The 25,198-nt window shown below is 71.4% G+C and carries 28 protein-coding genes and 1 tRNA gene; 15 read left to right on the top strand and 14 right to left on the bottom strand.

Annotated features, from left to right (window positions below; genetic code table 11):
* Positions 1-6 precede the first annotated feature (6 nt).
* The 4 genes from ABD743_RS08660 to ABD743_RS08645 form a co-directional block, all read right to left on the bottom strand.
* Positions 7-534, bottom strand: coding sequence for a methylated-DNA--[protein]-cysteine S-methyltransferase (locus ABD743_RS08660; protein ID WP_344720508.1), 528 nt, complete (start codon positions 532-534; stop codon positions 7-9).
* 4 nt (positions 535-538) lie between these two features.
* The gene (locus ABD743_RS08655; RefSeq protein WP_344720506.1) at positions 539-1,129 is read right to left on the bottom strand and encodes a TetR/AcrR family transcriptional regulator; all 591 of its coding nucleotides are present in this window, start codon (positions 1,127-1,129) and stop codon (positions 539-541) included.
* A gap of 217 nt (positions 1,130-1,346) precedes the next feature.
* On the bottom strand, positions 1,347-2,015 hold the full coding sequence (gene msrA, locus ABD743_RS08650; protein WP_344720504.1) for a peptide-methionine (S)-S-oxide reductase MsrA: 669 nt from the start codon (positions 2,013-2,015) through the stop codon (positions 1,347-1,349).
* A gap of 46 nt (positions 2,016-2,061) precedes the next feature.
* Complete coding sequence (locus ABD743_RS08645) at positions 2,062-2,463, bottom strand: winged helix-turn-helix transcriptional regulator (RefSeq protein ID WP_344720502.1); 402 nt, start codon at positions 2,461-2,463, stop codon at positions 2,062-2,064.
* 92 nt (positions 2,464-2,555) lie between these two features.
* Between ABD743_RS08645 and ABD743_RS08640 the strand changes: the two genes are divergently transcribed.
* Positions 2,556-3,389 carry an NAD(P)H-binding protein gene (locus ABD743_RS08640; RefSeq protein ID WP_344720500.1) on the top strand — a complete coding sequence of 278 codons (834 nt, stop codon included), beginning with the start codon at positions 2,556-2,558 and terminating at the stop codon, positions 3,387-3,389.
* Between the two features lie 12 nt (positions 3,390-3,401).
* Here ABD743_RS08640 and ABD743_RS08635 read toward each other — a convergent pair whose 3' ends face one another.
* Both ABD743_RS08635 and ABD743_RS08630 read right to left on the bottom strand, forming a co-directional pair.
* Positions 3,402-5,189: a gamma-glutamyltransferase family protein gene (locus ABD743_RS08635; RefSeq protein WP_344720498.1), complete on the bottom strand. Its 1,788-nt coding sequence runs from the start codon at positions 5,187-5,189 to the stop codon at positions 3,402-3,404.
* A 79-nt stretch (positions 5,190-5,268) separates the two neighbouring features.
* A complete protein-coding gene (locus tag ABD743_RS08630) occupies positions 5,269-6,981 on the bottom strand; it encodes a TM0106 family RecB-like putative nuclease (protein WP_379659013.1) in 1,713 nt (570 codons plus the stop codon).
* A gap of 174 nt (positions 6,982-7,155) precedes the next feature.
* Between ABD743_RS08630 and ABD743_RS08625 the strand changes: the two genes are divergently transcribed.
* From ABD743_RS08625 to ABD743_RS08605, 5 genes are read left to right on the top strand one after another with little or no spacing between them, the layout of a single operon-like run.
* Complete coding sequence (locus tag ABD743_RS08625; RefSeq protein WP_344720496.1) at positions 7,156-7,752, top strand: DUF6474 family protein; 597 nt, start codon at positions 7,156-7,158, stop codon at positions 7,750-7,752.
* Between the two features lie 26 nt (positions 7,753-7,778).
* Positions 7,779-8,405: a hypothetical protein gene (locus ABD743_RS08620; protein WP_344720494.1), complete on the top strand. Its 627-nt coding sequence runs from the start codon at positions 7,779-7,781 to the stop codon at positions 8,403-8,405.
* Entirely contained in the window at positions 8,351-9,088 is a 738-nt protein-coding gene (locus tag ABD743_RS08615) for a YcnI family copper-binding membrane protein (RefSeq protein ID WP_344720492.1), read from the top strand. Before ABD743_RS08620 ends, ABD743_RS08615 begins: the two co-directional genes overlap by 55 nt.
* Positions 9,085-9,663, top strand: a complete 579-nt coding sequence (locus ABD743_RS08610) for a copper resistance CopC family protein (protein ID WP_344720490.1) — start codon at positions 9,085-9,087, stop codon at positions 9,661-9,663. The genes ABD743_RS08615 and ABD743_RS08610 overlap by 4 nt, the downstream gene beginning before the upstream one ends.
* 11 nt (positions 9,664-9,674) lie before the next feature.
* The gene (locus ABD743_RS08605; protein WP_344720489.1) at positions 9,675-10,655 is read left to right on the top strand and encodes a copper resistance D family protein; all 981 of its coding nucleotides are present in this window, start codon (positions 9,675-9,677) and stop codon (positions 10,653-10,655) included.
* A 2-nt stretch (positions 10,656-10,657) separates the two neighbouring features.
* On the opposite strand, the gene ABD743_RS08600 is transcribed toward ABD743_RS08605, so the two are convergent.
* The 3 genes from ABD743_RS08600 to ABD743_RS08590 form a co-directional block, all read right to left on the bottom strand.
* Complete coding sequence (locus tag ABD743_RS08600; protein ID WP_344720487.1) at positions 10,658-12,067, bottom strand: dihydrolipoyl dehydrogenase family protein; 1,410 nt, start codon at positions 12,065-12,067, stop codon at positions 10,658-10,660.
* Complete coding sequence (locus ABD743_RS08595) at positions 12,064-12,723, bottom strand: NAD(P)H-binding protein (protein ID WP_344720486.1); 660 nt, start codon at positions 12,721-12,723, stop codon at positions 12,064-12,066. The genes ABD743_RS08600 and ABD743_RS08595 overlap by 4 nt, the downstream gene beginning before the upstream one ends.
* Before the next feature lie 79 nt (positions 12,724-12,802).
* Positions 12,803-13,264: a DUF4442 domain-containing protein gene (locus tag ABD743_RS08590; protein ID WP_344720485.1), complete on the bottom strand. Its 462-nt coding sequence runs from the start codon at positions 13,262-13,264 to the stop codon at positions 12,803-12,805.
* 235 nt (positions 13,265-13,499) lie between these two features.
* Here ABD743_RS08590 and ABD743_RS08585 point away from each other — a divergent pair, with 235 nt between their 5' ends.
* The 3 genes from ABD743_RS08585 to ABD743_RS08575 are packed head-to-tail and all read left to right on the top strand — an operon-like array spanning position 13,500 to position 16,358.
* Complete coding sequence (locus tag ABD743_RS08585) at positions 13,500-14,528, top strand: NAD(P)-dependent alcohol dehydrogenase (RefSeq protein WP_344720484.1); 1,029 nt, start codon at positions 13,500-13,502, stop codon at positions 14,526-14,528.
* 46 nt (positions 14,529-14,574) lie between these two features.
* A complete protein-coding gene (locus ABD743_RS08580) occupies positions 14,575-15,639 on the top strand; it encodes an amidohydrolase family protein (protein ID WP_344720483.1) in 1,065 nt (354 codons plus the stop codon).
* Positions 15,639-16,358, top strand: coding sequence for an iron-sulfur cluster assembly protein (locus tag ABD743_RS08575; RefSeq protein WP_344720482.1), 720 nt, complete (start codon positions 15,639-15,641; stop codon positions 16,356-16,358). The genes ABD743_RS08580 and ABD743_RS08575 overlap by 1 nt, the downstream gene beginning before the upstream one ends.
* A 125-nt stretch (positions 16,359-16,483) precedes the next feature.
* Here ABD743_RS08575 and ABD743_RS08570 read toward each other — a convergent pair whose 3' ends face one another.
* Complete coding sequence (locus ABD743_RS08570) at positions 16,484-17,671, bottom strand: cytochrome P450 (protein WP_344720481.1); 1,188 nt, start codon at positions 17,669-17,671, stop codon at positions 16,484-16,486.
* A 168-nt stretch (positions 17,672-17,839) separates the two neighbouring features.
* Positions 17,840-18,553, bottom strand: a complete 714-nt coding sequence (locus ABD743_RS08565; protein ID WP_344720480.1) for a class I SAM-dependent methyltransferase — start codon at positions 18,551-18,553, stop codon at positions 17,840-17,842.
* 74 nt (positions 18,554-18,627) lie between these two features.
* On the opposite strand from ABD743_RS08565, the gene ABD743_RS08560 reads away from it, so the two are divergent.
* Positions 18,628-19,323, top strand: coding sequence for a haloacid dehalogenase type II (locus tag ABD743_RS08560; protein WP_344720478.1), 696 nt, complete (start codon positions 18,628-18,630; stop codon positions 19,321-19,323).
* Between the two features lie 13 nt (positions 19,324-19,336).
* Here ABD743_RS08560 and ABD743_RS08555 read toward each other — a convergent pair whose 3' ends face one another.
* Positions 19,337-20,455, bottom strand: coding sequence for a 5-methyltetrahydropteroyltriglutamate--homocysteine S-methyltransferase (locus ABD743_RS08555; protein WP_344720476.1), 1,119 nt, complete (start codon positions 20,453-20,455; stop codon positions 19,337-19,339).
* A 94-nt stretch (positions 20,456-20,549) separates the two neighbouring features.
* On the opposite strand from ABD743_RS08555, the gene ABD743_RS08550 reads away from it, so the two are divergent.
* Positions 20,550-21,383, top strand: a complete 834-nt coding sequence (locus ABD743_RS08550; RefSeq protein ID WP_344720474.1) for an LLM class F420-dependent oxidoreductase — start codon at positions 20,550-20,552, stop codon at positions 21,381-21,383.
* A 6-nt stretch (positions 21,384-21,389) separates the two neighbouring features.
* Here the strand turns inward: ABD743_RS08550 and ABD743_RS08545 are convergent, their stop codons facing one another.
* Entirely contained in the window at positions 21,390-22,160 is a 771-nt protein-coding gene (locus ABD743_RS08545; RefSeq protein ID WP_344720472.1) for an IclR family transcriptional regulator, read from the bottom strand.
* A gap of 62 nt (positions 22,161-22,222) precedes the next feature.
* Between ABD743_RS08545 and ABD743_RS08540 the strand changes: the two genes are divergently transcribed.
* The 3 genes from ABD743_RS08540 (at position 22,223) to ABD743_RS08530 (ending at position 23,688) form a co-directional block, all read left to right on the top strand.
* On the top strand, positions 22,223-22,465 hold the full coding sequence (locus tag ABD743_RS08540; RefSeq protein WP_344720470.1) for a DUF2630 family protein: 243 nt from the start codon (positions 22,223-22,225) through the stop codon (positions 22,463-22,465).
* 321 nt (positions 22,466-22,786) lie between these two features.
* Positions 22,787-22,990 (top strand): hypothetical protein, encoded by a 204-nt coding sequence (locus tag ABD743_RS08535; protein WP_344720468.1) that lies wholly within the window; start codon positions 22,787-22,789, stop codon positions 22,988-22,990.
* A gap of 77 nt (positions 22,991-23,067) precedes the next feature.
* Positions 23,068-23,688, top strand: coding sequence for a nucleoside/nucleotide kinase family protein (locus tag ABD743_RS08530; protein WP_344720466.1), 621 nt, complete (start codon positions 23,068-23,070; stop codon positions 23,686-23,688).
* Between the two features lie 11 nt (positions 23,689-23,699).
* Here ABD743_RS08530 and ABD743_RS08525 read toward each other — a convergent pair.
* Positions 23,700-23,782: transfer RNA gene (locus ABD743_RS08525), tRNA-Leu, on the bottom strand.
* 133 nt (positions 23,783-23,915) lie between these two features.
* Here ABD743_RS08525 and ABD743_RS08520 point away from each other — a divergent pair.
* Positions 23,916-25,172, top strand: coding sequence for an FHA domain-containing protein (locus tag ABD743_RS08520; protein ID WP_344720464.1), 1,257 nt, complete (start codon positions 23,916-23,918; stop codon positions 25,170-25,172).
* Positions 25,173-25,198 lie beyond the last annotated feature (26 nt).

Below are 25,198 nucleotides of genomic sequence, written 5' to 3'. Positions count from 1 at the left end.
CGGTGCTCACCCCGGTCCGAAGTCGAGGGCCGGGGTGAGCACCCCCTCCAGTGCGAGCAGCCATTCCTTGGTGGCCCGGCCGCCGCCGAAGCCACCCAGTGAGTCCGACCCGAGCACGCGGTGGCACGGCACCACCACCGGCAGCGGGTTCGACCCCATGATCGACCCGACACCCCGAGCGGCCGTGTATCCCTGCCCGCCGCTGCGCGAGGCCAGCTCCCCGTAGGTCACCGTGCTGCCGAACCGCACGGTCTCGTACAACGTCTGCAACACCTGCCGCTGCCACCCGCGGGTGAGGCTCCAGTCCAGCGGCATGTCGAACGTCTGCCGGCTCCCGCCGAGGTACTCGGTGAGCTGCTCGCCGGCCAAGCCCGCCTCGCCGTCCACCACCGGCTCCCCGAGCCGGGCAGCCATCCGTTCCACCGTCTCCGGATGATCGCCGAACACCACCACGGCGAGACCGGCCGTGGTGACGCCGAGTGTGAGCGCGCCGATCGGCCCGGGCGCGGGGACGATGCTGCGAACAACGGCCATGACGTCAGTGTGGCACCGGCTCCGCAGGGACCGTGGGGAAGAGATCGGCCGCCAGGTGCCGGCACACCCACTCCGCCCAGTCCGGGGGTGCCCAGCCCTGCCCCACCACGAGCAGCCCGTAGGTCTCCGGGGACAGCAACGCAGCGATCACATCGGTGGCCCGCTGCAGCGAGATCCGGTCGGTGAAGCCCGGCTTCTCGGCGAGCTCATCGACGACCTGCGCATGCTGGGTGAGCACCGCGCGCCGCGTGCGGCCGAGTAGCTCGGCCAGCTCCGGGTCGGCAGCCGCGGCGCGCAACACCACGTCCAGCGGGTGCCTCCGCTCGATGACCGCCACCGTGGCCGCCACGTAGCGCCCCAGCGCGACGATCCCGTCGGGCTCGGCCTGCAGCAGCTCCACACCCTCGGCGGGCGGTTCCTCGGGCCCGAAGCCCAACGCCGCCTCCAACACGGCCACCTTGCTGCCGAAGGACAGGTACAGCGTCTGCACCGCGACACCGGCCGCCCGAGCGATGCCCGCCATCGTGGTCTCGAGGTAGCCGTCGCGTACGAACAGCGGGCCTGCCGCCTCGACGATGCGTGCCCGGGTTGCCATCGCCCGCTCGGCACGGACCGCGTTACGCCTGCGTGTGGCGATTGGAATCCTCCACTGGAACGTCGTTCCAGTGAGACGTTACAACATCAAGTTAACCCGCCTGGTCCCGGTAGATCCCAGTGCGCCGGGCCAACCCGGGCTGCCGCATGATCGTTCCCAGATCCGGGTTTCCGCCCTTGTCAGGGCGCATACGGCGATCTCGCGGCGATCTTGCCGATTACCGGGTGGGGGGAAGCTCCACGTCCGGCCGGTCGCTGAGACACACGCCCGTGCCGCCGATGCCGCAGTAGCCGTCGGGAACCTTGGCGAGGTACTGCTGGTGGTAGTCCTCGGCGTAGTAGAACTGCGTGAGCGGAGCGATCTCGGTGGTGATCTCCCCGTAGCGGGAGGCCTTGAGGGCGTCGCCGTAGGTCTTGGCGGTGCTCTCGCCGAGCTCCCGCTGCGCGTCGTCCACGTAGTAGAGGGCGGAGCGGTACTGCGTGCCACGGTCGTTGCCCTGCCGCATGCCCTGCGTGGGGTTGTGGCCCTCCCAGAACAGCTTCAGCAGCGCCGCGTAGCTGATCTGCGCGGGGTCGAACACGACGAGCACGACCTCGGTGTGCCCGGTGAGGCCCGAGCACACCTCCTCGTACGTCGGGTTCTCGGTGAACCCGCCCGCGTACCCGACGGCCGTGGAGTACACGCCGGGCGTCTGCCAGAAGATGCGCTCTGCGCCCCAGAAGCAACCCATGCCGAACACCGCCGTCCGCAGGCCGTCCGGGAACGGCGGCTGGATTCGGTGGCCGTTCACGAAATGCTCCGTCGGCACGCGCAACGGGGTGGCGCGGCCCTGCAGCGCCTGGTCGGCGGTGATCATCTGCGACTTGTCGCGTCCGAACAGACCCATGTGGGCCAGATTACGCACGGATGCCCCCGCCGGACCGCGCCGAAGGTCAGGCCCGGCTGTTGCGATCGAACTCGTCCTGCGTGGCCAGGATGTCGACCGCGTGCTCCCGGATCCACCCGAACATGCTCGCGAGGGGGTCGCTGGTGCCCCGCCCGAGCGGGGTGAGCCCGTACGTCACGCGAGGTGGCGTGGACGGCTCCACCGCTCGCCAGAGCAAGCCGTCGCGGACGAGCGTGCGCAGCGTCTGCGAGAGCATCTTCTCGCTGACGCCCTCGATGCGCTCACGCAGCTCGTAGAACCGCAGGTCCTTCTCTCGCAGAGCCATCAGAACCCACACGCCCCAGCGGCTGGTGACGTGGTCGAGCACGGTGCGCGCCGGGCAGTCGGAGTGGAACACGTCACTCAGCGCGTACGCCGACCACTCCGCGACCTGCTTTCCACCCTCCACGTCGGGAGCTTACGTTCAGGTACGTCCTTTCCGGAAGTAAGTCCCGTTCCTAGCGTTCGTCTCCCCAGTACCGAGACGAGCAGGAGAAGAACGTGATCGTGGTGACGGGAGCGACCGGAAACGTCGGGCGGCCCCTCGTGGGAATGCTCGCCGCAGCGGGTGAGCAGGTGACCGCGGTGTCGCGGCGACCTGCGGAGCTGCTCAAGGGCGTGGCACACCGGCAGGCCGATCTGGCCGAGCCGGAGAGCCTGCGCCCTGTGCTCGACGGCGCCGAGGCGCTCTTCCTCCTCGTCGCCGGCAGCGGCGAGAAGATCGACCCGCATGCGATCGTCGACGTCGCGAAAGCGGCCGGTGTCGGTCGCGTTGTGCTGCTGTCCTCGCAGGGCGCCGGGACCCGCCCGGAGTCGGTCGCGCATTCCCACCTCCGGACGTTCGAGGACGCCTTCCGGGAATCGAGCATGACCTCGACCGTCCTGCGGCCGGGAGGCTTCGCCTCGAACGCCTTCGCATGGGCGGCGACGGTCCGCGCGGAACGCGCTGTCGCCGCGCCGTTCGGAGACGTCGGACTACCCATGATCGACCCGGCCGACATCGCCGAGGTCGCGGCCGTGGCACTGCGCGACCGGAGTCATGCCGGCCGGACGTACGAGCTCACCGGACCGGCACCGGTCTCGCCACGGCAGGCCGCTCAGGCGATCGGCGCCGCGCTGGGCGTACCCGTGCGGTTCACCGATCAGAGCCGGGAGGAGGCACGGGCGCAGATGCTGCAGTTCATGCCCGAGGTGGTGGTGGACGCCACCCTCTCGATCCTGGGCGAACCGTCGACGGCCGAGCAGCAGGTGAGCCCGGCCGTCGAGCAGGTGATCGGCCGCGCGCCCCGCACCTTCGCGGAATGGGCGGTGCGGAACGCCGCAGCCTTCAGGTGACCGCCCGGCGGATCAGAACGCCGCCGCGGCGCCGACCCCGCTGCGACGGTCGCCACCGGCACGCATCAGCGGTCCGTCACCCCGGCCGACCGCGCACATCCGGCCGAGCGCCCACTCGCCTGCGTCGGTGATGACGTGGCCGCGGCGACGCAGCTCCTCCAGGGTGGCTTCGCCGAGCCGCGACTCGACGGAGATCCCGCCCGGCTGCCAGCCCCGCGGCGCGAACGACGACGGGAACGACGTGGTGTGCCACGCCGGGGAGTCGATCGCGGCCTGCAGGTCGAGACCACCGACGGTGTGCGCCAGCCAGAAGCACAGCTGCCACTGCTCCTGCTGGTCGCCACCGGGCGTGCCGAACGCGAGCCGCGGCTCACCGTCGCGCAGGCCGAGGGACGGGCTCAGCGTGGTGCGCGGCCGCTTCCCGGGCACGAGCGATGACGGCAGGCCGTCCTCCAGCCAGAACATCTGCGCCCGCGTGCCGAGGCAGAACCCGAGCGCGGGGATGGTGGGCGAGGACTGCAGCCAGCCGCCGGACGGCGTCGCGGAGATCATGTTGCCCGCCGCGTCGACGACGTCGACGTGCACGGTGTCGCCGCGCATGACGCCCTCGCGGCTGACCGTCGGCTCGCCGAGCCCTGCCCAGCTGGTGCCGTCACCGGACTCACCGCCCGGCTGCGCCGCGTAGCCCGCGAGACGCGGCTCGCGCCCGTCCGGTGAACCGGGGCGAAGCTCCAGCGACGCCTTGTCGTCGATCAGCACCCGCCGGGCGGCGGCGTACTCCGCGGACACCAGCGTCTGCAGCGGAACGGGCGCGCTGTCGCCGTACCAGGCCTCGCGGTCGGCGAAAGCGAGCTTGATCGCCTCGACCGCCTGGTGCACCGTCTCTGCCGAGGCCACGCCGTCGACGTACCGCAGCTCGCTGTCGCGAAGCAGCTGCAGCGTCTGCGGCAGCACCGGCCCCTGCGACCACGGTCCGGCCTTCGCCACCGTCCAGCCGCCGCCGACCTCCACGGTGAGGGCGTCCTCGTAGGTGGCCGACCAGCGGGCGAGGTCGTCGGCGGTGAGCAGCCCTGCGTGGTCCCGACCGGTCTCGTCGCGCACCGGCGTGCGGGAGAACGCCTCGATCTCCTCGGCCACGAACCCGCGGTACCAGGCGTCCCGGGCAGCGTCGATCTGCCGCTCACGGTTGCCGCCCGCGGCCGCGGCTGCGTCGAGAAGCCGCTGCCACGTGGCAGCGAGGGCGGGCAGGCGGTGGACCGACGTGGGCACCTGGCCGCCGGGCATCCAGGTGGCGGCCGAGGTCGGCCAGAACTCACGGAAGTGGTTGGCGATCGTCGCGATCGTGGTGGGGATCCTCGGCACCAGCGGGAAACCGGAAGCCGCATATCCCAGCGCCGGTTCAAGCACATCGGCCAGCGACATCGTGCCGTGGTCGCGCAGCAGGAGGAGCCACCCGTCCCACGACCCGGGCACGCACGGGGCCAGCAGCCCGGTGCCCGGCACGATCGTCAGACCCAGCTCGTCGCGCAGATGCGCGGTGGTGGCCGCGGCCGGCGCGACGCCCTGCGCGCACAGCACGCGGGGCGTGGTGTCGCCCGCGGTGACGAAGACCGCGGGGAGGTCGCCACCCGGTCCGCACAGGTGCGGCTCGACGACCTGCAGCACGAAACCCGCGGCCACCGCCGCGTCGAACGCATTGCCGCCGCGCGCGAGCACGGCCATCGCTGTGGCCGTGCCGAGGTAGTGGGTGCTGGAGGCGGCGCCATTGGCGCCTCGCTGCTCGTGCTTGATCGGCGACATGTCTGAATCATCGCTCGTGTGGCGCCGTGACGGGTGGCGAGAGCGGCGGGAATCACGCCCGCAGCATGATCGTGGCTGGTCAGAGCTCTGACGCGAGCGGAACTTCGCCGATCGCCGGGGACGTCATCCACTCCCGCAGAGCGCGGGTGGCGGCCACGTCGTCGGCGTTGTACTCGAGAAGCCGCCTGCGCTGACCCTCGTCGGGGGGCGCGCCGTCCATGCCCACGGCGTCGCGATACCAGCGCATCGAGTTCTCGCCGCCCGCCTCCGGATCGCGCCACGCGAAGCCCGCCGCCGGGGCGATGCGCTTGAGCCCCTTGCCGTGGGCGCAGAGGAACCACTCGCTCACCACCGCGAACAGGTCGACCCAGCACGGGTCGGCGATGAACGCCTCGACCTCGGCGACCGGGGGGATGCCGGGCATCCCGCCGAACCGCCGCGCGGATGCCAGCAGCCAGCGGTTCTCGGCCTGCTCGTTGTAGCAGTAGGCGGCGAAGCTGCGGCCGCTCTCGCGGGCGGCGGCCCGGACGCCGGTGAGCCAGGCCCAGAACTCCGCGAAGGAACGGGCCTCGTCGTCGGTGGGCACGGGCTCCCAGGTGGCGAAGGCGCGGTAGCCCGCGGGCTCGTCGCCGGGCAGGGCGCCGCCGGGGTGGTGGAGCAGCGCCCCCCATAGGTAGGCCCCCGACTCGCCGAAGCTCTCCATGTCGACGTCGACCTCGACGTCGGCGCGGGGCACCGGCGTCTGCGGCACCCGCCGCACCACCGACAGCCCGCGCTGGCGCGCCCGAGCCAGGGCGATCATGTCGGCGAAGGTGACACCGACGGGCGGGATCGGCGGCTCGGCAGCAGGATCGAGCGCGGCGAGATCCCCGACGGTGCGCACGCCCAGGTGGCGCAATGCGACAGCCGGCTCCCCGCGCACCACCAGGCTGACGTCCTCGGTGCGCTCCAGTTCGGCCTCGCAGGTGGGCCACCAGGGGCAGTGGCGGCACTCCGTGACGCGGGACGGGGCGGCCAGCGCGGGCGCGCCGGTGGCCGCGGCCAGGGCGACGGCCATGCGGTCGCCGAAGCGGGCGTCGTACTCGGCAAGGGTGGAACGGCCGCCGGGCCAGTGGCCCGCCCGAAGGTCGTGCCAGACGACCACGTCGGCGTCCATGCCGATCACGCCGCCGTGGTCGTGGTGGAGCAGTTCGGGCGCCGGCGCCCAGCCTGCGGCCTGCAGCATGCGGTTGAGGTGGGCGAGCCGGAGCAGGTCGCGCGGCTGGGACCGCACCTTGCGCTCCTGGTCGAGCCTGGCCCGCCGGGGCGTCGGCTCGTGGAGCGGGGTGGTGAGCGCACCGCTGCCGGGGTCGGTGATGCGGTGGCGGACCACGATGACCGGCACGTAACCGCCGCCGGGCAGCCGGACGAGCAGTTCGGCGCCACCACGGCGACCTGCGGCACCGACGTCGGACAGCACGGCACCCCAGATGAACGGGGCCTCCATGGCGACGGCGGCGGAGGTGGCCGCGATCCGCTCCCGGGTGGACGCCGACGCGGGCACCGCGTGCCAGGCCGCCCCCGCCGCGCCGGCGAGCTCCTCACCGATGCGGCTGCGGTGGGCGACCGCGTCGGCCCGGCGCTGCTCGAGCGACGGATCGGGCAGGGATCGCGGCGACCCGACCGCGGTGGGGTCGTGGTCGAGGTGGACGCGCCTGCGGCAACGCGTGGTGACGGCAGCGTCGAGAGCCACCCCGCCGATGGGTGTTCCATCGGCGGGCACCGGAGAAAGCCGGTTCTCGATTGCTGTCACGTGGTCGAGGGTAGTGACCGCCACCGACAGTCGACGGATCCACCACGGCCACCCGAACCGGTGATCCTCTTCCGGGCGCGCCGGGTGGCACGGCGGAGCGAGTGCGGACGGGGAGCCCTAAGCTGCTGGCCACCGCCTTCTGATCACTCGGGCGGGCACGAGGAGGGTGAGCGGATGGGGCTCCGGCGACGGTCCGGTGACGAAGCACGCTCCGCGGACCCCACGGCGACATCGGTCCCGGACGAGGAGACAGCGGTTCCCGAGAAGGCGAAGAAGGACAAGGAGAAAGGACGGCGGCGCAAGGCCAAGGACCACGAGGTCGAGGTGGATCACGGCCGCCGGCCCCTGACCGCCGCGCGGGCGAAGCGGCTCATCGGCGTCAGCAAGGCCGTCGCTCCGCTCCTGGCCCCCTACGCGCTCGCCATCGCGGGAGTGGCGAGGGCTCGTTGGGACGCCCACCGCGCAGCACGTCTCGGGGTCGACCCGGGCCAGCTGTCCGCCTATGCCGGTCCGGGTGGCGCCCTGCACGCCCGGCTCTCGCACGTGGCCGAAGCGCTGAACGAGCTGGAGTCGTCGTCGCAGCTGCACCCCACGCCTGCGGCCCGTACGTTCGCCGCGGAGACCCGCCCCCGGCTGGCTGATCTGTCCGTCGCCGTGCGAGCCGCCGAACAGATGCCCTCCGCGCGCCGGCGCACCGCCTACCGGGCCATCGCGGGCGAACTCGACCGCATCGAGACCGACCTGCTCACCCACCTGGGCATCACAACCTGACGCAGGGCGGGCTACGGTCCGTACCCATGAGCGGCGGGACTGCGGGCACGCGCCGTCCGCTGCGCGGCGCGGCGCTGGCCGTGCTGAGCACGCTGCTCACCGCAGTCGGGCACGTCGCGGGCGGCGGCACCGTGCCCGACCTCGCGCTGCTCGTGGTGCTGTTCCCGCTGCTGGCGGCCGTGTTCATCTCAGTGGCCGAGCGCGGGCGCAGCATCGTCGGCACGGTCACCACGCTCGCCGCCGGCCAGCTGGTCCTGCACCAGCTGATGGTGCTGCTGCATCCGGGCCAGCTCCCCATGGGGCCCGCCACGGTGTCGGGCGTGGGGATGTTCGGCATGCACGCGGTGGTCACAGCCGTCCTGACCGCCGTACTGACGTACGCGGATGCGGCGTCGGCCGGGCTCGTCGCCGCACTGCGGCGGGTGGTGCCCCGATACCTGCGCCCGCTCCCGGCCGACCGGCCGTTACCCGCACGGCCGGTGCCCGGCCCTGAGGTCCCCGCACGGCTCGCCCGTGCTTTCTCCGTCACGCATGTCCGGCGCGGTCCTCCGGTGGGGTGCGCAGCAGCCCCTTCACCGAACCCACACCGGAGACACCCATGTTCTCTTCCACCCGCCGGTCCGCGCTGCGTGCCGGCACCATCACCGGGCTAGCCGCAGCCGTCATCGTTGTCGGCGCCACTCCCGCGCTGGCCCATGTCACCGCCCAGGCCGACGGCCAGGCCGAACAGGGCGGCTACTCCGTCATCAACCTGCGCGTGCCCAACGAGTCCGACACAGCGGGCACCGTCAAGCTCCAGGTGACCCTGCCGATGGATCACCCGATCACATCGGTCCGCACGACGCCGCGGGCCGGCTGGACCGCGACGATGACCAAGGCACCGCTGAACCCGCCCATCGAACGGAACGGACGCACGATCACCGAGGCGGTCAACACCGTCACGTGGACCGCCGACCCGGGCACCCGGATCGCGCCGGGCGAGTTCGTCGACTTCCCGCTGTCGCTGGGACCGCTGCCCACCGACACCAACGAGCTCGTCCTCCCGGCCGTACAGACCTACGACAACGGCGAGGTCGTCGCGTGGGACCAGCCGCCCGCAGCCGACGGCTCCGAGCCGGAACGGCCCGCACCGGCCGTCACTCTGACCCCACCCGCCGACGACGCGGCGGCGGCCGCACCGGCCCCGGCCGCGGGCACATCCGGCGCCGCCCCATCGTCCACGGACACCACGGCCCGCTGGCTGGCCGGCGCGGGCCTGCTCGTCGGGGCGCTGGGCCTCGGCGTCGGTGCCGGTGCCGTCCTGCGATCGCGGCGGACGACAGGAGGAGACCGATGACCTCACGGGTGCTGCGCACGGTAGCCGTCACCGCGCTGTGCGGGCTCGCCCTGCTGCTCGGGGCGGGCCAAGCGTCCGCCCACACCCGGCTGGAGAGCAGTGACCCCGCGGACGGCACGAGCCTCGCCGCACCGCCCCAGCGCGTCTCGCTGACGTTCAACGAGCCGATGCAGGCCGGTTTCACCGCGATGACCGTGGTCGGGCCGGACCAGGCGCAGTACCAGGCCGGGGATGTCACGGCGAACGGCGGCACGGTGAGCGTCGGCGTGCGTCCGCTCGGCCCGGCGGGGCGGTACGAGATCGGCTACCGGGTGGTGTCCGAGGACGGCCACCCGGTGAGCGGCAGCGTCGCCTTCACCCTCACCACGCCCGGTCCCGGCGCTGCCGCGGTCGCCACCCCGTCGCCTCCCGGTGGCGCCCCCACCGCACCGAGCCCGACGCCTGCCGCGGCCGAGAGCGCACCGAACCCACCGCCGGGCGAGGGCGGCGGCATGCCGGTGTGGCCGTGGATCGTCGGCGCGGTGGTGCTCGTCGGCGGCGGTGTGTTCGCGGCGATGCGGCTGGCCAAGGGATGAGACCACCGGCCGTGGGTCCCCGCGCGGGTGGCCGGCAGCTGCTGCCGGCCGCCTGGGTCGGGCTCGCGGCCGCGGCCGCGGTCCTGGCCAGCGTGCTGTCCGGGGCCCTGGCCGGCTCCACGCTGCCGGTGGTGGTCGGCACGTCCGTCACGCGCTCCGGCATGGACGTCGTCGGGGTGGCGTGCGTGGGCCTGACCCTGCTCGGCACGCTCCTTCCACAGCCTCGAGCCCTGCCGGGGGCCGCGGTGCGCGACCTGTCCCGGGTGCGCTCCGCGGCCGACCGGTGGCTCGTGCCGCTGGCCGGAGCCTGGCTCGTACTCGTCATCCTCGGGATCATGTTCCGGGTCGCGTCCGCGTTCGGCCGTCCGGTGTCGCAGCTGAACTCCGCCGAGCTCGTGGAATGGTCGACGGACCTCGCCGCGGGCCGGGGGATGCTGCTGACCGTCGGCTGCGCCGCCGTCGTCCTCGTCTGCGGCGTCATCCGGCTGCACGACCCCGATCGCATCGAGGTGCGGATCCCCATGGTCGCCGCGCTGCTCGGCATGATCACTCCCGCGGTGACGGGTCACGCAGGCTCCGCGCCCGACCACCAGCTCGCCATCATCACGGTGGGGGCGCACGTGGGCGCGGCGGCTCTGTGGGTCGGCGGGCTCGCGGCGGTGCTGGTGCTGGTGGCGCGCCACCGCGCCCTGCTGGAGGTGGTGCTCCCGCGGTTCTCGCGGCTGGCCACCGGATGTCTCATCGCGATCACGCTGACCGGCGTGGTGACCGCGCAGATCCGGCTGCAGAGTTGGGACGCGCTCGTCACCACCGGCTACGGCTGGCTCGTCCTCGCCAAGACCGTCTGTCTGGTGGGGCTCGCCTGCCTCGGCGGTCTGGCCAGGCGCCGGCTCGCAGCCGGGCGCACCCCGGTGCTGCGATGGGCCGGGTTCGAGACGGCGCTGATGGCCGCGACCCTCGGGATCGCCGCTGCCCTCTCCCAGTCGGCCTGACCTCAGGACGGCGCGCGGTAGGCCTCCAGCAGACGCAGCCACACCTCGCTGATCGTCGGGAACGACGGCACGGCGTGCCAGAGCCGGTCCATCGGCACTTCACCCACGACCGCGATGGTGGCGGAGTGGACCAACTCGGCCACGTCCTGACCCACGAACGTCGCACCGACCACGACGCGCCTGGTCTCGTCGACCACGAGCCGCGCCTCGCCGTCGTAACCGTCGGCGTGCAGCGCCGAGCCCGCCACAGCGATCGGGATGTCGACCACACGGATGTCCATCCCGGCGGCCCGGGCCTTCGACTCCGTGCGCCCCACGAACGCCACCTCGGGATCGGTGAACACCACTTGGGGCACCGCCACGTGGTCGGCGGTGGTGACATGCTCACCCCACGGCCGGGTGTCGAGCTCCTCGCCGATGGAGCGAGCCGCGATCACGCCTCCGATGATTCGCGCCTGGTACTTGCCCTGGTGGGTGAGCAGGACCCGGCCGGTGACATCGCCCGCGGCGTAGAGCCATTCCCCGTCGACGCCCTCGACCAGCCCGGTGTCGTCCACCTCGAGCGGCTTGCCCGGCTCGAGCCCGACCGTCTCGACGCCGACCGACCCGCTGTTCGGGCGACGGCCGGTGGCGACAAGCAGCTCGTCGACGGTGACCGAGGCACCCCCGACGTGCATCGTGATCGCGTCGCCCGCCGGGGAGACCGAGTCGAGCGGCTGGCTCAGGCGCACGTCGACACCCTCGCTGCGCAGCGCCGCCGTCACCCGCTCCCCGGCGAACGGCTCGGCGGCCGGCAGCAGCCGAGGGCCGCGCTGCACGAGTGTGACCTGCGAGCCGAGCCGCTGGAACGCCTGCGCGATCTCGGTGCCGACGACGCCGCCGCCGAGCACACCGAGGCGGGCCGGGATCTCCTTGGCCGCCGTCGCGTCACGGGAGCTCCAGGTGCGGACGGAGTCCAGGCCCGGAACGGGTGGGCTGATCGGGACGCTGCCGGTGCACACCACCACGGCACGGCGAGCGGTGAGCGTCTCCGGGCCGGCGGGTGCATCGTCGACAACGACTGTCTTCTCGCCCGCGAGCCGGCCGTGTCCGCGCAGAACGGTGATACCGACGCCTCTGGCCCAGTCCAGCTGGCGCTCGTCGTTCCAGTTGTTGGTGAAGTAGTCGCGGCGGGCGAGCACGGCGGCCGGGTCGAAGTCGGCGGTGGTGCCGGGCAGCCGCCGGACGGCCGCCACAGCGTGCCCGGTGCGCAGCAGAGCCTTGGACGGAGTGCAGGCCCAGTACGAGCATTCGCCCCCGAGCAGCTCGCCCTCCACGATCACGGCCGAGAGCCCGGACCGTGTGGCGAAGTCGGCGACGTTCTCACCGACCGGTCCACCGCCGATGACGACCACGTCGAAGGTCGAGCTCACCGGGACACCGCCGCCACGGCCTCGTGCACCTCGTCCTCGCCCTCGCGCAACTCCAGCACCTTCCCGGCGCTGCCCGGCGAATCGAGCAGCGCCGCCAGCACGGCGGCGGTGTCGTCGCGCGTGACGTCAGCGCGCTCCACCGGCGGTGGGGCGAGCAGCACCCGCCCGGTGCCCGGGTCGTCGGTCAGCCGGCCGGGCCGCAGGATCGTCCAGTCCAGGTCCGTGGCACGCAGCGCCTCCTCGGCGGCCTTCTTGGCCTTCACGTACGCCGCCCACACCTCGTCCCTCCCGGGATCGAGCGGCTCGTCCACCCCGGTCGAGGAGACGAGCAGGTAGCGCCGGACCTCGGCCAACCGCGCGGCCTCGGCCAGCAGCTCTGCCGCCGCCCGGTCGACGGTGTCCTTGCGGGCCACGCCGCTCCCCGGCCCCGCGCCTGCGGTGAACACCACGGCGTCCGCGTCCGTCAGGTGGACGGCTAGCTCCTCGGCGGTGGCGGACTCCAGGTCGAGGACGGCGACGGTGCCGCCCGCCTGCTCGACATCGCCGCGGTGATCCGGGTTGCGCACCACCCCCGTCACCACGTCGCCGCGGCCGGCCAGCAAGGCCACGAGCCGCAGTCCGATCTTGCCGTGGGCTCCTGCGATCACCACATGCACCGCGGAGACGGTAGTCGTGCTGCACCCGTGATGCCGGGCGAGTGCCCCGTCCCGGGGACCGAGCCTCCCCGTTCGGCCCCTAGGCGTGGTTCCGGTTCGGGCGCAAGGTCCAGACCACGGACAGGTGTGTGGTCTCGCGGTCGTCGGCGTCGGTGACCACGACGGAGACCGTGAACTCCGGCCGCGTGCCGGCGTCGAGTTCGGCGAGGACGTCGGCCGCGGAACGCCCGAGCACGGCCGTGGCGGTGAGCGGGCCGCGGGCCAGCCGCAGGTATCGGACCTCGCTGCTGACGACGAGCGGCGTCGCGCGCTCCAGGACGGAGCCGAATGCCGCCATCGTGATCGCACCGGACGCGGTCTCGCCCAACCCGAAGATCATCGCAGCGTGGGGTCCGCCCACGTGGTTGTGCACTTCCGCGTCGTCCGGAAGGCACACCACGGCCCGCTCCGGCGTGACCTCTCCGAACTCCAGGCCCATGCTGCGGACCCACGGGACCGTCTGCACCATCGCCTGGCCGACCCAGCTCGTGTCCGTCGCCACGGCGATGACCCTACTCACCAGTAGCCCCACCGGACAGTGGGTGTTCGACGGCACGCCGAGCGAGGTGCCCCGTCGCCTCCACCCCAGGTCAACCCGGTCATCCGGGCGCCCAACCACGTCCGAGGTGTCCGTTTTATCGCTCCGTGGAATAGGGGTGGTTGTGACGGCCACTACCCCGGATTGGAATCGAGATGCGGGCTGGATTCGAGGACAGACACCCCACGGAGGTATGCCGGTGAAGGCCGTCCGGGTACACGAGTACCACGTCGATCCGTCGATCGACGACATCCCCGAACCGAAGCTCGCGGGACCGCTCGACGTGATCGTGAAGATCGGTGGTGCCGGGGTCTGCCGCACCGACCTGCACATCCTCGAGGGTCAGTGGGCAGAGGCCATGAACCCCGAGCTTCCCTACGTCATCGGCCACGAGAACGCGGGCTGGGTGCACGAGGTGGGCGAGGGCGTCACGAACGTCGCCGTCGGCGACACGGTGATCCTGCACCCGCAGCCCTCCTGCGGGCTGTGCCTGGCCTGTCGGGCGGGGCGGGACATGCAGTGCGAGAACGCGTTCTTCCCCGGTCTGTCCAACAACGACGGAGGCATGGCCGAGTACCTGCGCACCACCGCCCGGGCATGCGTGAAGCTCAACCCCGACACGAACCCCGCCGACGTCGCCGCGCTCGCCGACGCCGGCATCACCGCCTACCACGCCGTACGCAAGGCCGTCCCGTCCCTCTACCCGGGCACGACGGCCGTGGTGCAGGGCGCGGGCGGGCTCGGTCACATCGGCATCCAGGCGCTGGCGGCCCTCACCGCCACCCGCATCGTCGTGGTCGACCGCAACCCCGACGCGCTGGCACTGGCCAAGCAGATCGGCGCGGACGAGACCGTGCAGGCCGACGGCAACCACGTCGAGGCGGTCAAGGACCTCACCGGCGGCAAGGGCGCGGACGTCGTGTTCGACTTCGTGGCAGAGCAGGGCGCCGAGAACGACGCGTGGCAGATGACCGCGCCCGCCGGTTCGCAGTACATCATCGGTTACGGCGGTGAGTTGCGAATTCCGACCCTCGACTTCGTGGCCGGCGAGAAGAACATCATCGGAAACATCGTCGGCACCTACAACGACCTGGCCGAGCTGATGGTGCTGGCGCAGGCCGGAAAGGTCACGCTGCACACCAAGCAGTACCCCCTCGACGCCGCTCTCGACGCCCTCCACGATCTCGACGCCGGCCAGGTACGCGGCCGCGCGATTCTCGTCCCGTAGTACCGATTTCCAGCTGGTTCCGCACCGACGCGAAAGAGGCCACCACATGTACGAGAAGGACGGCGAGAAATACTTCATCGTCGATTCACACAGCCATTTCTGGGATGCGAGCCGGGAGAACTGGAAGCCGGGAGCCGAGGAGTACGCGAAGGGTTGGATCGACTGCTTCTACGGCTACCACCAGCTCGGGCCGCCCGAGACCCACTGGGACTACGAGAAGTACCTGAAGGTCACGCCCGAGGACTTCGAGCGCGACATGTTCACCGAGGGGCACGTCGACTACGCGATCTTCCAGTCGACGTACCTCAAGGAGTGGTACACCACCGGCTTCAACACCGCGGCGAAGAATGCCGAGCTGCTCGAACGGTGGGGTGACCGGCTCATCGTGAACGGCCGGTTCGACCCGCGCGACGGCGACGCCGGCATGGCCGAACTCGAAGCCGACGCCGCGAAGTACAACCTCAAGGGCGTGAAGCTCTACACGGCGGAGTGGAACGGCGCCTCCCGGGGCTGGAAGCTCACCGACCCCGAGTCGTATCGGTTCCTGGAGAAGTGCCAGGAGCTCGGCATCAAGAACATCCACGTTCACAAGGGCCCCACGATCTGGCCGCTGAACAAGGACGCGTTCGACGTCGCCGACGTGGACCAGACCGCCACCGACTTCACCGATCTGAACTTCATCGTGGAGCACGTGGGCCTGCCGCGTATCGAGGACTTCTGCTTCATGGCGGTGCAGGAGCCCAATGTCTACGCGGGTCTGTCCGTGGTGATCGGCGGCCTGATGCACGCCCGGCCGAAGTTCTTCGCCAAGGTCATCGGTGAACTCATGTTCTGGGTCGGCGAGGACAAGATGCTCTTCGGCGGCGACTACAACATCTGGGTACCGAAGTGGCAGGTCGAAGGGTTCGTCGACTGGCAGATGCCGGACGACGAGGCATTCACCGACTACGCGAAGCTCACCACGGAGACGAAGAAGAAGATCCTCGGGCTCAACGCGGCGAAGCTCTACGACATCCCGGTTCCCGAGGAGCTCCAGATCCGCACCACGGCGGGAGCCGACCTCCAGCCGGGCGAGGAGCTCGTCAAGGACGCCGCGGGGGCGCAGGCGTGATGCAGAGCCCACCCGGTTCCGAGCTTCGGGACGCGGTGTGGGCCGCGCTGGGGACGGTGCTCGACCCGGAGCTGGACGAGCCCATCACGGATCTCGACTTCGTCGAGTCGTGCACCGTCTCCGAGAGCGGCGCCACCGGCGCTGCCGAAGTCGTGGCGACCGTCGTCCTGCGGTTGCCCACCTTCTTCTGCGCGCCGAACTTCTCGTTCCTGATGGTCGCCGACGCCTTCGACGCCGTCTCCGCGGTGCCGGGGGTTGCGCGGGCCGACGTGACGCTGGCCGACCACCACGCCTCAGCGGAGATCAACAGCGGGGTGGCCGCCCAAGCGGGGTTCGTCGGGTCGTTCGGGGAGGAGGCAGGCGCGGAGCTCGACGAGCTGCGTGCACAGTTCCTCCGCAAGGCCGCGCTCGCAGGCCAGGACCGCGTCGCCCGGCCGCTGGTCGACGCCGGTGCCGGTCCCGACGAGCTCGCGGAGCTGACCCTCGGCTCGGTGCCGCCGTCACCGGAGCTGGACCGGCTCCGGGAGCGGCGCGCGGCGATCGGGATGGCGCACGGCGACGATGCGCCGCTGCTCGTCCACGCCGACGGTAGCCGGGTCACCACCGCCGAGGTGCCGCTGCACCTGCGTCGGGCGCGGCTGCAGCGGATCGGGATCGAGACCAACGGCGAGTACTGCAAGAGCCTGCTCAAGACGAGGTACGCCGACGCAATGCGCTAGCCGACGGTGGGCCGGCAAGCGAGCGGTGCAGCGGGGTGACACCACCGACGTGCGACGTCGGGGGGTCACCCCGCTCTCGTCCCGCCTCCACCCGCAACTCCCCGCGGGTCGCGGGTGGCGGAAGGTCAGCTCACCTTCACCCGCAGCGTCCGGAAGCCGCGGAGGATGTTGTGCAGGACAGGCTCGGCCTCCAGGATCTCGAACCGCTGCACCCGCTCGGCCAGTGCGGTGAACAGCGCGAGCATCTCCATACGGGCGAGGTTCATGCCGACGCACGCGTGCGGGCCCGCCCCGAACGCGAGGTGGTCGCCAGGGCGGCGCCGCACGTCGAACCGGTCGGGATCCGGGTACTTGCGCTCGTCGCGGTTGCCCGATCCGTAGAACACGATGGCCCGGGAACCCTCGGGCAGCACCACACCATCCATGTCGACGTCGCGCGCCACATAGCGAGAGAAATCCTGGATCGGCGATTCCATCCGCAGCACCTCGCTCATCGCGCTCGCCATCAACCGCGGGTTCTCGCGCACCAGGTCCCACTGGTCCGGATTCGTGGCGAACAGGTACACCGCGCTGCTGATGGCGAAGATCGTGGTGTCCAGGCTCGGACCCATGTAGTCGATCATCAAGACCGGGCACGCCTCGGCGGGCACCTCGCCCCGTTCGACCGCGTCGTGAATTCCCGCGGCCCAGCTGCCGTGCTTCACCTTGCCGGGCACGGCCTCGTTGGTGGCGTACCCCATCAACTCCTTGAGGACCGGGAAGGAACGGGTCGTCCGGTCGTTCATCGGGCCGAAGCAGTTGAACATCTCCTCGGCCCACACCAGCATCCGTTCCCGGCCCGCCTCCGGAAGCCCGATCAGCTTGGAGACGACGGTCACCGGAAGATGGTTCGCCAGTTCGGACGCCGCGTCGAAGGTGCCCTGCGCCACCAGCCGATCCACCACGCTCTCGGCTTCCGCTGTGATCTGCTCCCGCGCATCTCGCAGGGCACGGGGCATCAACGGGCGGATGAGCACGTCCCGCAGCGCGCTGTGTTCGGGACCGTCGGTGCACAGCGTGTTCCCGCGCAGAACCTCGTTCATATCGTCGTTCATCATCACGCCGAAGCGCGACGGAAAGGTCTCCCAGTCCTCGAGCGCCCGCCGGACGGATTCGTATCGAGCGAGCGCGAACATCTCGTACTCGGGCAGCCAGACGGCAGGACCCGCATCGCGTAGTTCCCGGTACCCGGACCATGGATCCAGAAGGGCTTCGTCGCTGTAAGGATCGTAGTCCGACCACGGGGCAGAATCGATCACACTCCTGCTCAGCACGCTTTTTCTCCTCATCGCCGGCCCCCTTGGCCGACAATATTTGCAGGAAATCTCCGGAGCTATCCACGGAGCGCGGCCGGCAGGCCGGAAAACGCGACTTCCGGCACGTCGGCCCCGCACCGGAGACCGAATAACGGCAAAACTCCGGTAAGGTCGTTGATGGCCGTTTCAGGGCATTACCGTATAGACCCGGAACAGATTCTCGAGCCGATATCCGCCGTCGGCCCGGCGGTGGCGCGCGAGCCGATCGAGGAGGGCCCGGCGGACCGCGTCGGGGCCGGCGGCCGCTGCCGATCGCCGTCCGATCGCCGAGCCGAGGACGGGAGCGACCAGCTCGTCGACATCGGCGTAGTCGAAGGGGCACACCACCTCGTGCAGCGCAGCGACCTGCAGGCCGGCCAGCGCGACGAGCTTCCGCAGCCGGTCGGGGTCGGTCAGCGGAGGCGGACCACCCGCGGCGCGGCGCGGTGGTAGCCAGTGGGCCAGGGCCTCGCCGAACGCGCGAACGTCGCACTCCTCGTCACGTCCCCACACCGTGACCACGACCGTGGTGCCGACCGACGCAGCCCTCCGCAGCACAAGTACGGGGTTGGTGACGTGTGAGAGCAACTGCACGGCGGCGACGACGTCGAACGGACCTGGCGGCGGGTTGTGGGCGTCGCCGAACCGGAACTCGGCCCCAGGCACCGCTGCTGCCGCGGCCGAAACGGCCGAGCGGTCGGAGTCGATCCCTGTGACGAGCGCGCCCCGCTCGACGGCCGCCAGCGCGAAGCCGCCGGATCCGCAGCCGAGCTCCAGCAGCGTGGTGCCGGGACCGGCCCCGGCCGCGTCGAGCGCCCGCTCGTACAACGGCCGGGCCCACCCTCTGGGCCCGTCGTCCACCGTGGCGACCCTAGTGTCGGCGCGTCCGCACCGACAGCACCCGGCTCGGCCGCGCCGGGCCATAGTCTCGCTCCGTGGACGTTCACGCTCTTGTGTTCGATGTGTTCGGCACCGTCGTCGACTGGCGCACCGGGGTGGCACGCGAGGCGAGCCGGCTGCTCGGTGACGTCGTGGACGCCGAGGCATTCGCCGACGCCTGGCGCGGGCGCTACGTCCCGTCCATGAACCGGGTGCGCCGCGGGGAACTGCCCTGGACGAACCTCGACGAGCTGCATCGGACTTCCCTCGACGAGCTGCTCACCGAGTTCTGGGCGCCGGACACCCCCTCCGACGTGCGTGCTGAGCTGGTGCTCGCCTGGCACCGGCTCGATCCCTGGCCCGACTCCGTGGAGGGTCTGACGCGCCTGAAGCGACAGCACGTGATCGCGACGCTCTCGAACGGGAACGTCGCGCTCCTCGTCGACATGGCCAAGCACGGCGGCCTGCCGTGGGACACCGTGCTCTCTGCCGAGCTCTTCCGGCACTACAAACCCGACGCCGAGGCGTACCTCGGCGCGGCGCAGTTGCTGGGACTGCCGCCCGAGCAGGTGCTCATGGTCGCCGCCCACATCGACGACCTGGCTGCCGCTCGCGCGGCCGGCCTGCGCACGGCGTACGTGCACCGGCCGCGCGAAAGCGGCGACGAGGCCCCGCCGCCTCCGGCCACGGACCCGGCAGCGGACCTCACCGTGGATTCGCTGACGGAGCTCGCCGAGCGCCTCGGCGCGTGACCAGCGCCCTCGATCAGCCCCAGACGTCCTGCGCCACCTGGACGATCAGGCGCAGCTTCGCCACCTGCTCCTCCTGCGTGATGGCGTTGCCCTCCACCGTGGAGGAGAAGCCGCACTGCGGGGACAGGCAGAGCTGCTCGAGCGGCACGTACTTCGCCGCCTCGTCGATGCGGCGCTTGAGGTCGTCGGCGTTCTCGAGCTTGCCGGTCTTGGTGGTGACGAGCCCGAGCACCACCTGCTTGCCCGGCGGCACGAACCGCAGGGGCGCGAACCCGCCCGAGCGCTCGTCGTCGAACTCGCAGAAGAAGCCGTCGACGTCGAGCTCGCCGAACAGCGCCTCGGCCACGAAGTCGTAGCCGCCCTCCGCCGCCCAGGACGAGCGGAAGTTGCCGCGGCACATGTGCGTGGTGATCTTCATGTCGGCCGGTCGCCCCGCGATGGCCGCGTTGATCTGCTTGATGTAACGCAGGTGCTGGTGGTCGGCGTCCTCGCCCTTGGCGGTCATCTCCGCGCGCTGCGCGGGGTCGTTGAGGTACGCGAGGCTGGTGTCGTCCAGCTGGAGGTAGCGGCAGCCGAGCTCCGCGAGGGCACGCACCTCGTCGGCGTAGGCGGTGGAGAGGTCCGCCCAGAACTCCTCGACGTCCGGGTAGGCGCCCTTGTCGATCGCCGCCGTGCCGCCGCGGTAGTGGACCATGCTCGGCGACGGGATCGTCAGCTTCGGAACGGCCGTGGTGGTCTGCTCCGCCAGGAAGCGATAGGCATCGGCGAAGATCGGGCGCTCGAGCCGCACCTTGCCGGTGACGGCGAGCCCTGCCGAGGTGAACGCCCCCTCGCCCTCCGCGTTGATCATCCGCACACGGATCTGCTCGTCGGTCTTCGTGATGCCGCCGAGCTGGTAGATGAAGTCCATGTGCCACGACGTGCGGCGGTACTCGCCGTCGGTGGCCGCCTGTAGGCCGATCTCCTCCTGCATGGCCACGGCGTCGCGGATGGCGGTGTCCTCGACCTCACGCAGCCCGTCGGCGTCAAGGGCACCAGTGGCGAAGCGTTCCCGCGCCTCGAGCAGGGCCTTGGGGCGAAGCAAGCTCCCGACGTGGTCGGCGCGGAACGGCGGCTCACTGCGTCGATGCATGGTCAGCAATGTATCGCCGAGATGACCTTCCCCGGACCGTGACATTCCACATGATGGAAGAGGGCTTTACAGCGCCGCGTGTAACGCTTGTGAGATGGAGCATGGCGTTGTCACCTTCCTGACCGACTACGGCATCGACGGCCCGACGCTGGCCAGCGCCGTCGAGGAGCGCGGCCTCGATGCCGTCTTCCTCTGCGAGCACACCCACATCCCGACCAGCCGGCAATCGGCGTGGCACGGCGGTGCCGAGCTGCCGCGGCGCTACTCGCACACGCTCGACCCGTTCGTCGCGCTCGCAGCGATGGCGACCGTGACCGAGCGGATCGCGCTGGGCACGGCCGTGTCGCTGGTGCTGCAGCACAACCCGATCGGGCTGGCGAAGACCGTCGCGAGCGTGGACCGGATCGCGAACGGCCGGTTCGAGCTCGGGGTGGGGCCCGGATGGAACCGTGAGGAGATGGCCAACCACGGCATCGACCCGAGCACCCGCACAGCCCGGATGCTGGAGCACATCGCGGCCATGCGGGAGATCTGGGAGAACGACGAGGCCGAGTTCCACGGCCGCTTCGTCGACTTCGACCCGATCTGGTCGTGGCCCAAGCCGGCGAGCGCGCCTCCGATCCTGATCGGCGGTGAAGGCCCGACGGTGCTCGACCGGGTGTTGGAGCACGGCGACGCCTGGCTCCCGCGCGGCGCCACGCCCGACCAGGTCGAGGCGCTCGCGCCACGGCTCGCCGAGCTGCGCAGCCGGGCCGGCGACGCGGGACGCGAGGACATCACGGTCACGCTGTTCGCAGGCGACGTCGACAAGCTGGTGCTGGAGGCCGCAGAGCGCGCCGGCATCCACCGCGTGCTGTTCCTGCTGCCGGACGGTGACACCGACGTGGTGCTGCCCTACCTCGACCAGTACGTCGCCGCGCTGCGCTGACCCATCTCACTCGGGACGTGGCGCGGCGGCCGCCACCCGGGCGGCCGCGTGGCGCACCACCCGTTCGAGCTCCCACCGCCGGTCGGTGAAGTCCGCACGCGTGACCGACACGCCGAGCGCCGCGGTGACCTCACCTCCGGGGCCGCGGACGGGGGCGGCGACCCCGGCCACACCGGGCTGGTACTCCTCCACCTCCACGGCGGCGCCGTCGGACCGGATCCGCATCAGCTCGCGGTCCAAGGCCCTGCGATCGCCCACCGTCTGCGGGGCGAGCCGAGGCATCCCGCGGCGGCCGATGAGCTCCGCCAGCCGTCCGGGCCGCATGTCGGCCAGCATCACCTTCCCCGCGGCGATGGCGTGCGGCTCGGTCGGCTCGCCGACGCGCATCGGCGCGGGGCGCGGGTGGTCGGTGCAGTCGTCGATGTGCGCCACCACGACGTCGACGTCGCGGAACACGGCGAGATACGCCGCGGCCCCCGTGGTGGCGTGCACCTCGTGGAGCACGGCCCGCACGGGCGCGGGCGGGCGGACCTGCTCGGTGAGGCCGCGGTGCAGCTCCGCAACGCGGTAGCCGAGGCCGTAGCCGCGCACGTCGTGCAGCCGGACGAGGTAACCCTCCTCGACGAGCGTGCCGAGTGCGCGGTAGACGGTGGGGAGCGGGGCACCGAGGCGCCGGGCGATGGCCTTGGCCGTGACGCCATCGCCCGCGGCGGCGACCGCCTCGACGACCCGGAGCGCCCGGGTGATCGAGGACCCGGTGGTGTGCCCCGCTGTCACGGGCACCAGTGTCGGGTAGAACGTGCGTCACGCGCACCTCATCCATGGACGGGGACCACCTGATGAACGACGACGACCTGCACCACCGGATCGACGAGCTGGTTGCCGAGGAGCACCGGCTGGAGCGCGCCCACGTCGGGCAGGCGCTCTCGGACTCCGAGCAGAAACGCATGGAAGAGCTCGGCGTGCAGCTGGACCGGTACTGGGACCTGCTGCGCCAGCGTGACGCCCGTCGCCGCGCCGGCCTCGACCCCGACCAGGCCCAGGAGCGGTCGGGGGACGTCGTGGAGGGCTACCGCCAGTAGTTGGTGGAAGCCCAGGCCGCGTACCGGCACGGCCTGGGCGCACTGCACCTGCCTGGCTGCCCGCTCAGCAGCCGGGCTCCGTCACCACGAGCAGCACGACGAGCTGTGACCGCGTCGGGTGCCGGGCGATCTCGACGTCTGCGGCCGGCTCGGCATCAGCGTGGTTCTCTCCCACCAGGTCAGCCCCGGCTACGGGTCGGACATCGAAGGCGGCGCCATCCTCACCCTGGAGATCGTCTCGCACCTTTCACGAGCGGTCTTCCTGCGGCCGGGAACACGCATCGGCAACCTGATGCTGTTGCGCTGCAGTCCCGTCGAGCGGTGTACCCCGAGATGCCCGCCAACTACTCCCGAGACGCGATGGTGCGGCTTCCCGCTTGGCTGAGCACCATGTCGGCTGACAGCGCGTCAGGCGCGATCTCAGCCGTTACGCCGAGTATCGATTCCCCGGATCCGAAGGTCGTGGTCGACACCGAGGCGACGATTTCGCCGGCAGACCTGGGTGAACGCCTGGGGGTCGGCTGAAGGCGACGGTCGGCGGCAGGGCGCTCTTCAGGGGCCCACAGGGTGCGCTGTCCCGTCTGCTCGGGGAACATCGACAGGTGCAGATCACTCCGGTCAGCCCCGACGTGCTCGTCGAGGAGGTGGCGCAGCTCGTCGCGGGCCGGCCCGGACGGGTTCGGCTCGCTCTCGATGGACCGCCCCCGGCCCGGCCCGTCGTGTTGGCCGAGCGGGTGGCCGTCCGGTTGCGCGAGCTCGGCCGGGCAGTGGTGGTGGTGTCGGCCGACGATTTCCTGCGGCCCGCATCCGTGCGGCTGGAGTACGGCCGCGAGGATCCCGACGAGTTCCTCGACGGCTGGCTGGACGTGGGTGGGTTGCGTCGCGAGGTGCTGGACCCCGCCGCCCCGGAGGGCTCGGGACGGGTGCTGTCGCGGCTGTGGGACGCCGCTGCTGACCGTGCTTACCGGGACGGGTACACCCAGCTCCCGCCGGACGGCGTGGTGGTGCTCGCGGGCGCCTTGCTACTCGGGCGCGGGCTGCCGCTCGACATGAGCGTGCACCTACGGATGAACCCTGCGGCTCTGGCACGCGTGATCACTGACGAGGAGCGGTGGACACTTCCGGCTTACACCCGGTACTCCGCCGAACGTGATCCAGAGGGATCGGCGGACCTTCTGGTGCTGGCCGACCATCCGGACCGGCCGGCGGTACGACGGGTATGAAGGAGGTGTTGTGGGCGAGGAGGGAGTTGAACCCTCACGTCCTTACGGACACACGGACCTGAACCGTGCGCGTCTGCCATTCCGCCACTCGCCCTGGCAGAACTGAAACTAGCACGCCCTCCGAGGGGTCTGATCAGGGGCCCGGGTCGGGGGTCGTGGCGCCGCTGGCTAGCACAGATACGATCTGCGCTGCCAGCAACACGCCGATGCGAACGGAGGAAGATCGGGTGGGCCGCGTAGACAGGTTCGAACGCCGTCTCCAGGGACTGGTGGGCGATGCCTTCGCGCGGGTCTTCGGTGGCAGCGTCGTTCCCCAAGAAGTTGTGCAAGCGCTGCTCAGGGAAGCCGAAGGCCATATCGAGGAGCTCGCTGGAGGGCGCCTGCTGGCGCCCAACCGGTTCACTGTGCTGCTCAGCCCTTCCGATCTCGATCGCATGGCCGGCGACCGAGCGGAGATCGTGAACTCGCTGTCCGCCTCTGTCACCGAACAACTCGCCGACCAGGGATGGGACACCTACGGCGACGTCGTAGTCTTTCTGGAGCGCTCCGATGCGCTGCACACGGGACAGTTCCGCACCCGCTCGTCAGTGGACCCCGACGCTTCCCGCCGGGACGCCATCCGAGCACGCGACGCAGGAGAAGCACCCATGAGCCAGCAACCGGGCCACCCCGAGGAGAACGGGCAGTACGGCTACGACCGTGGTGCCCCCGGCGGATACGGGCAGCAGACCTACGCCCCGCCCGCCTACGACCAGCGCCAGGGGGGCTACGACCAAGGCGAGCAGCAGCCGCAGCCCGGCTACGGGCAGCAGCCGGGCTACCCGCAGCAGGGCGGTCACCCCCAGCAGGGCGGCTACGGCCAGCAGCCCGGTGGTGGTTACCCGCAGCAGGGCGGCGGCTACGGCGGCCCCCAGCAGGGCGGCTACGACCAGGGCGGCTACGGCCAGCAGCCCGGTGGCGCCGGCTATCCCCCGCAGGGTGGTTACGACCAGGGCGGCTACGGCCAGCAGGGCTACGCGCAGCCCGGATACGGCGGCCAGCAGCAGCCGGGTTATGACCCCGGCTACCAGCAGGGCGGCTACCAGCAGCAGGGCGGCTACGGCCAGCAGCAGCAGTACGAGCAGGGCTACGACGGCGGCTACGACCAGGGCGGCTACGGCCAGCAGGGCGGCGGCTACGGCGGCTACGGCCAGCAGGGTCTGTCGGCCTCGCTCAGCCTGGACGACGGCTCGGGTCGCACCTACGACCTCACCCAGGGCAGCCACGTCATCGGACGCGGGCAGGACTCAGCGTTCCGGCTGCCCGACACCGGCGTGTCGCGTCGACACCTGGAGATCAACTGGGATGGTCAGTCCGCCACACTGACCGACCTCGGTTCCACCAACGGAACCACTGTCAACGGCAACCCCGTCCAGACCTGGCAGCTCAACGACGGCGACGTCATCCGGGTCGGACACTCGAGCCTCATCTTCCGCACGCAGTAACCGCGACGAGCTCGAGAAACAGCAAA

It is taken from the genome of Pseudonocardia yunnanensis, assembly GCF_039534065.1.
In the GTDB taxonomy this organism is placed as follows: Bacteria; Actinomycetota; Actinomycetes; order Mycobacteriales; family Pseudonocardiaceae; genus Pseudonocardia; species Pseudonocardia yunnanensis.
This window is presented reverse-complemented; position numbering and strand designations above follow the sequence as displayed.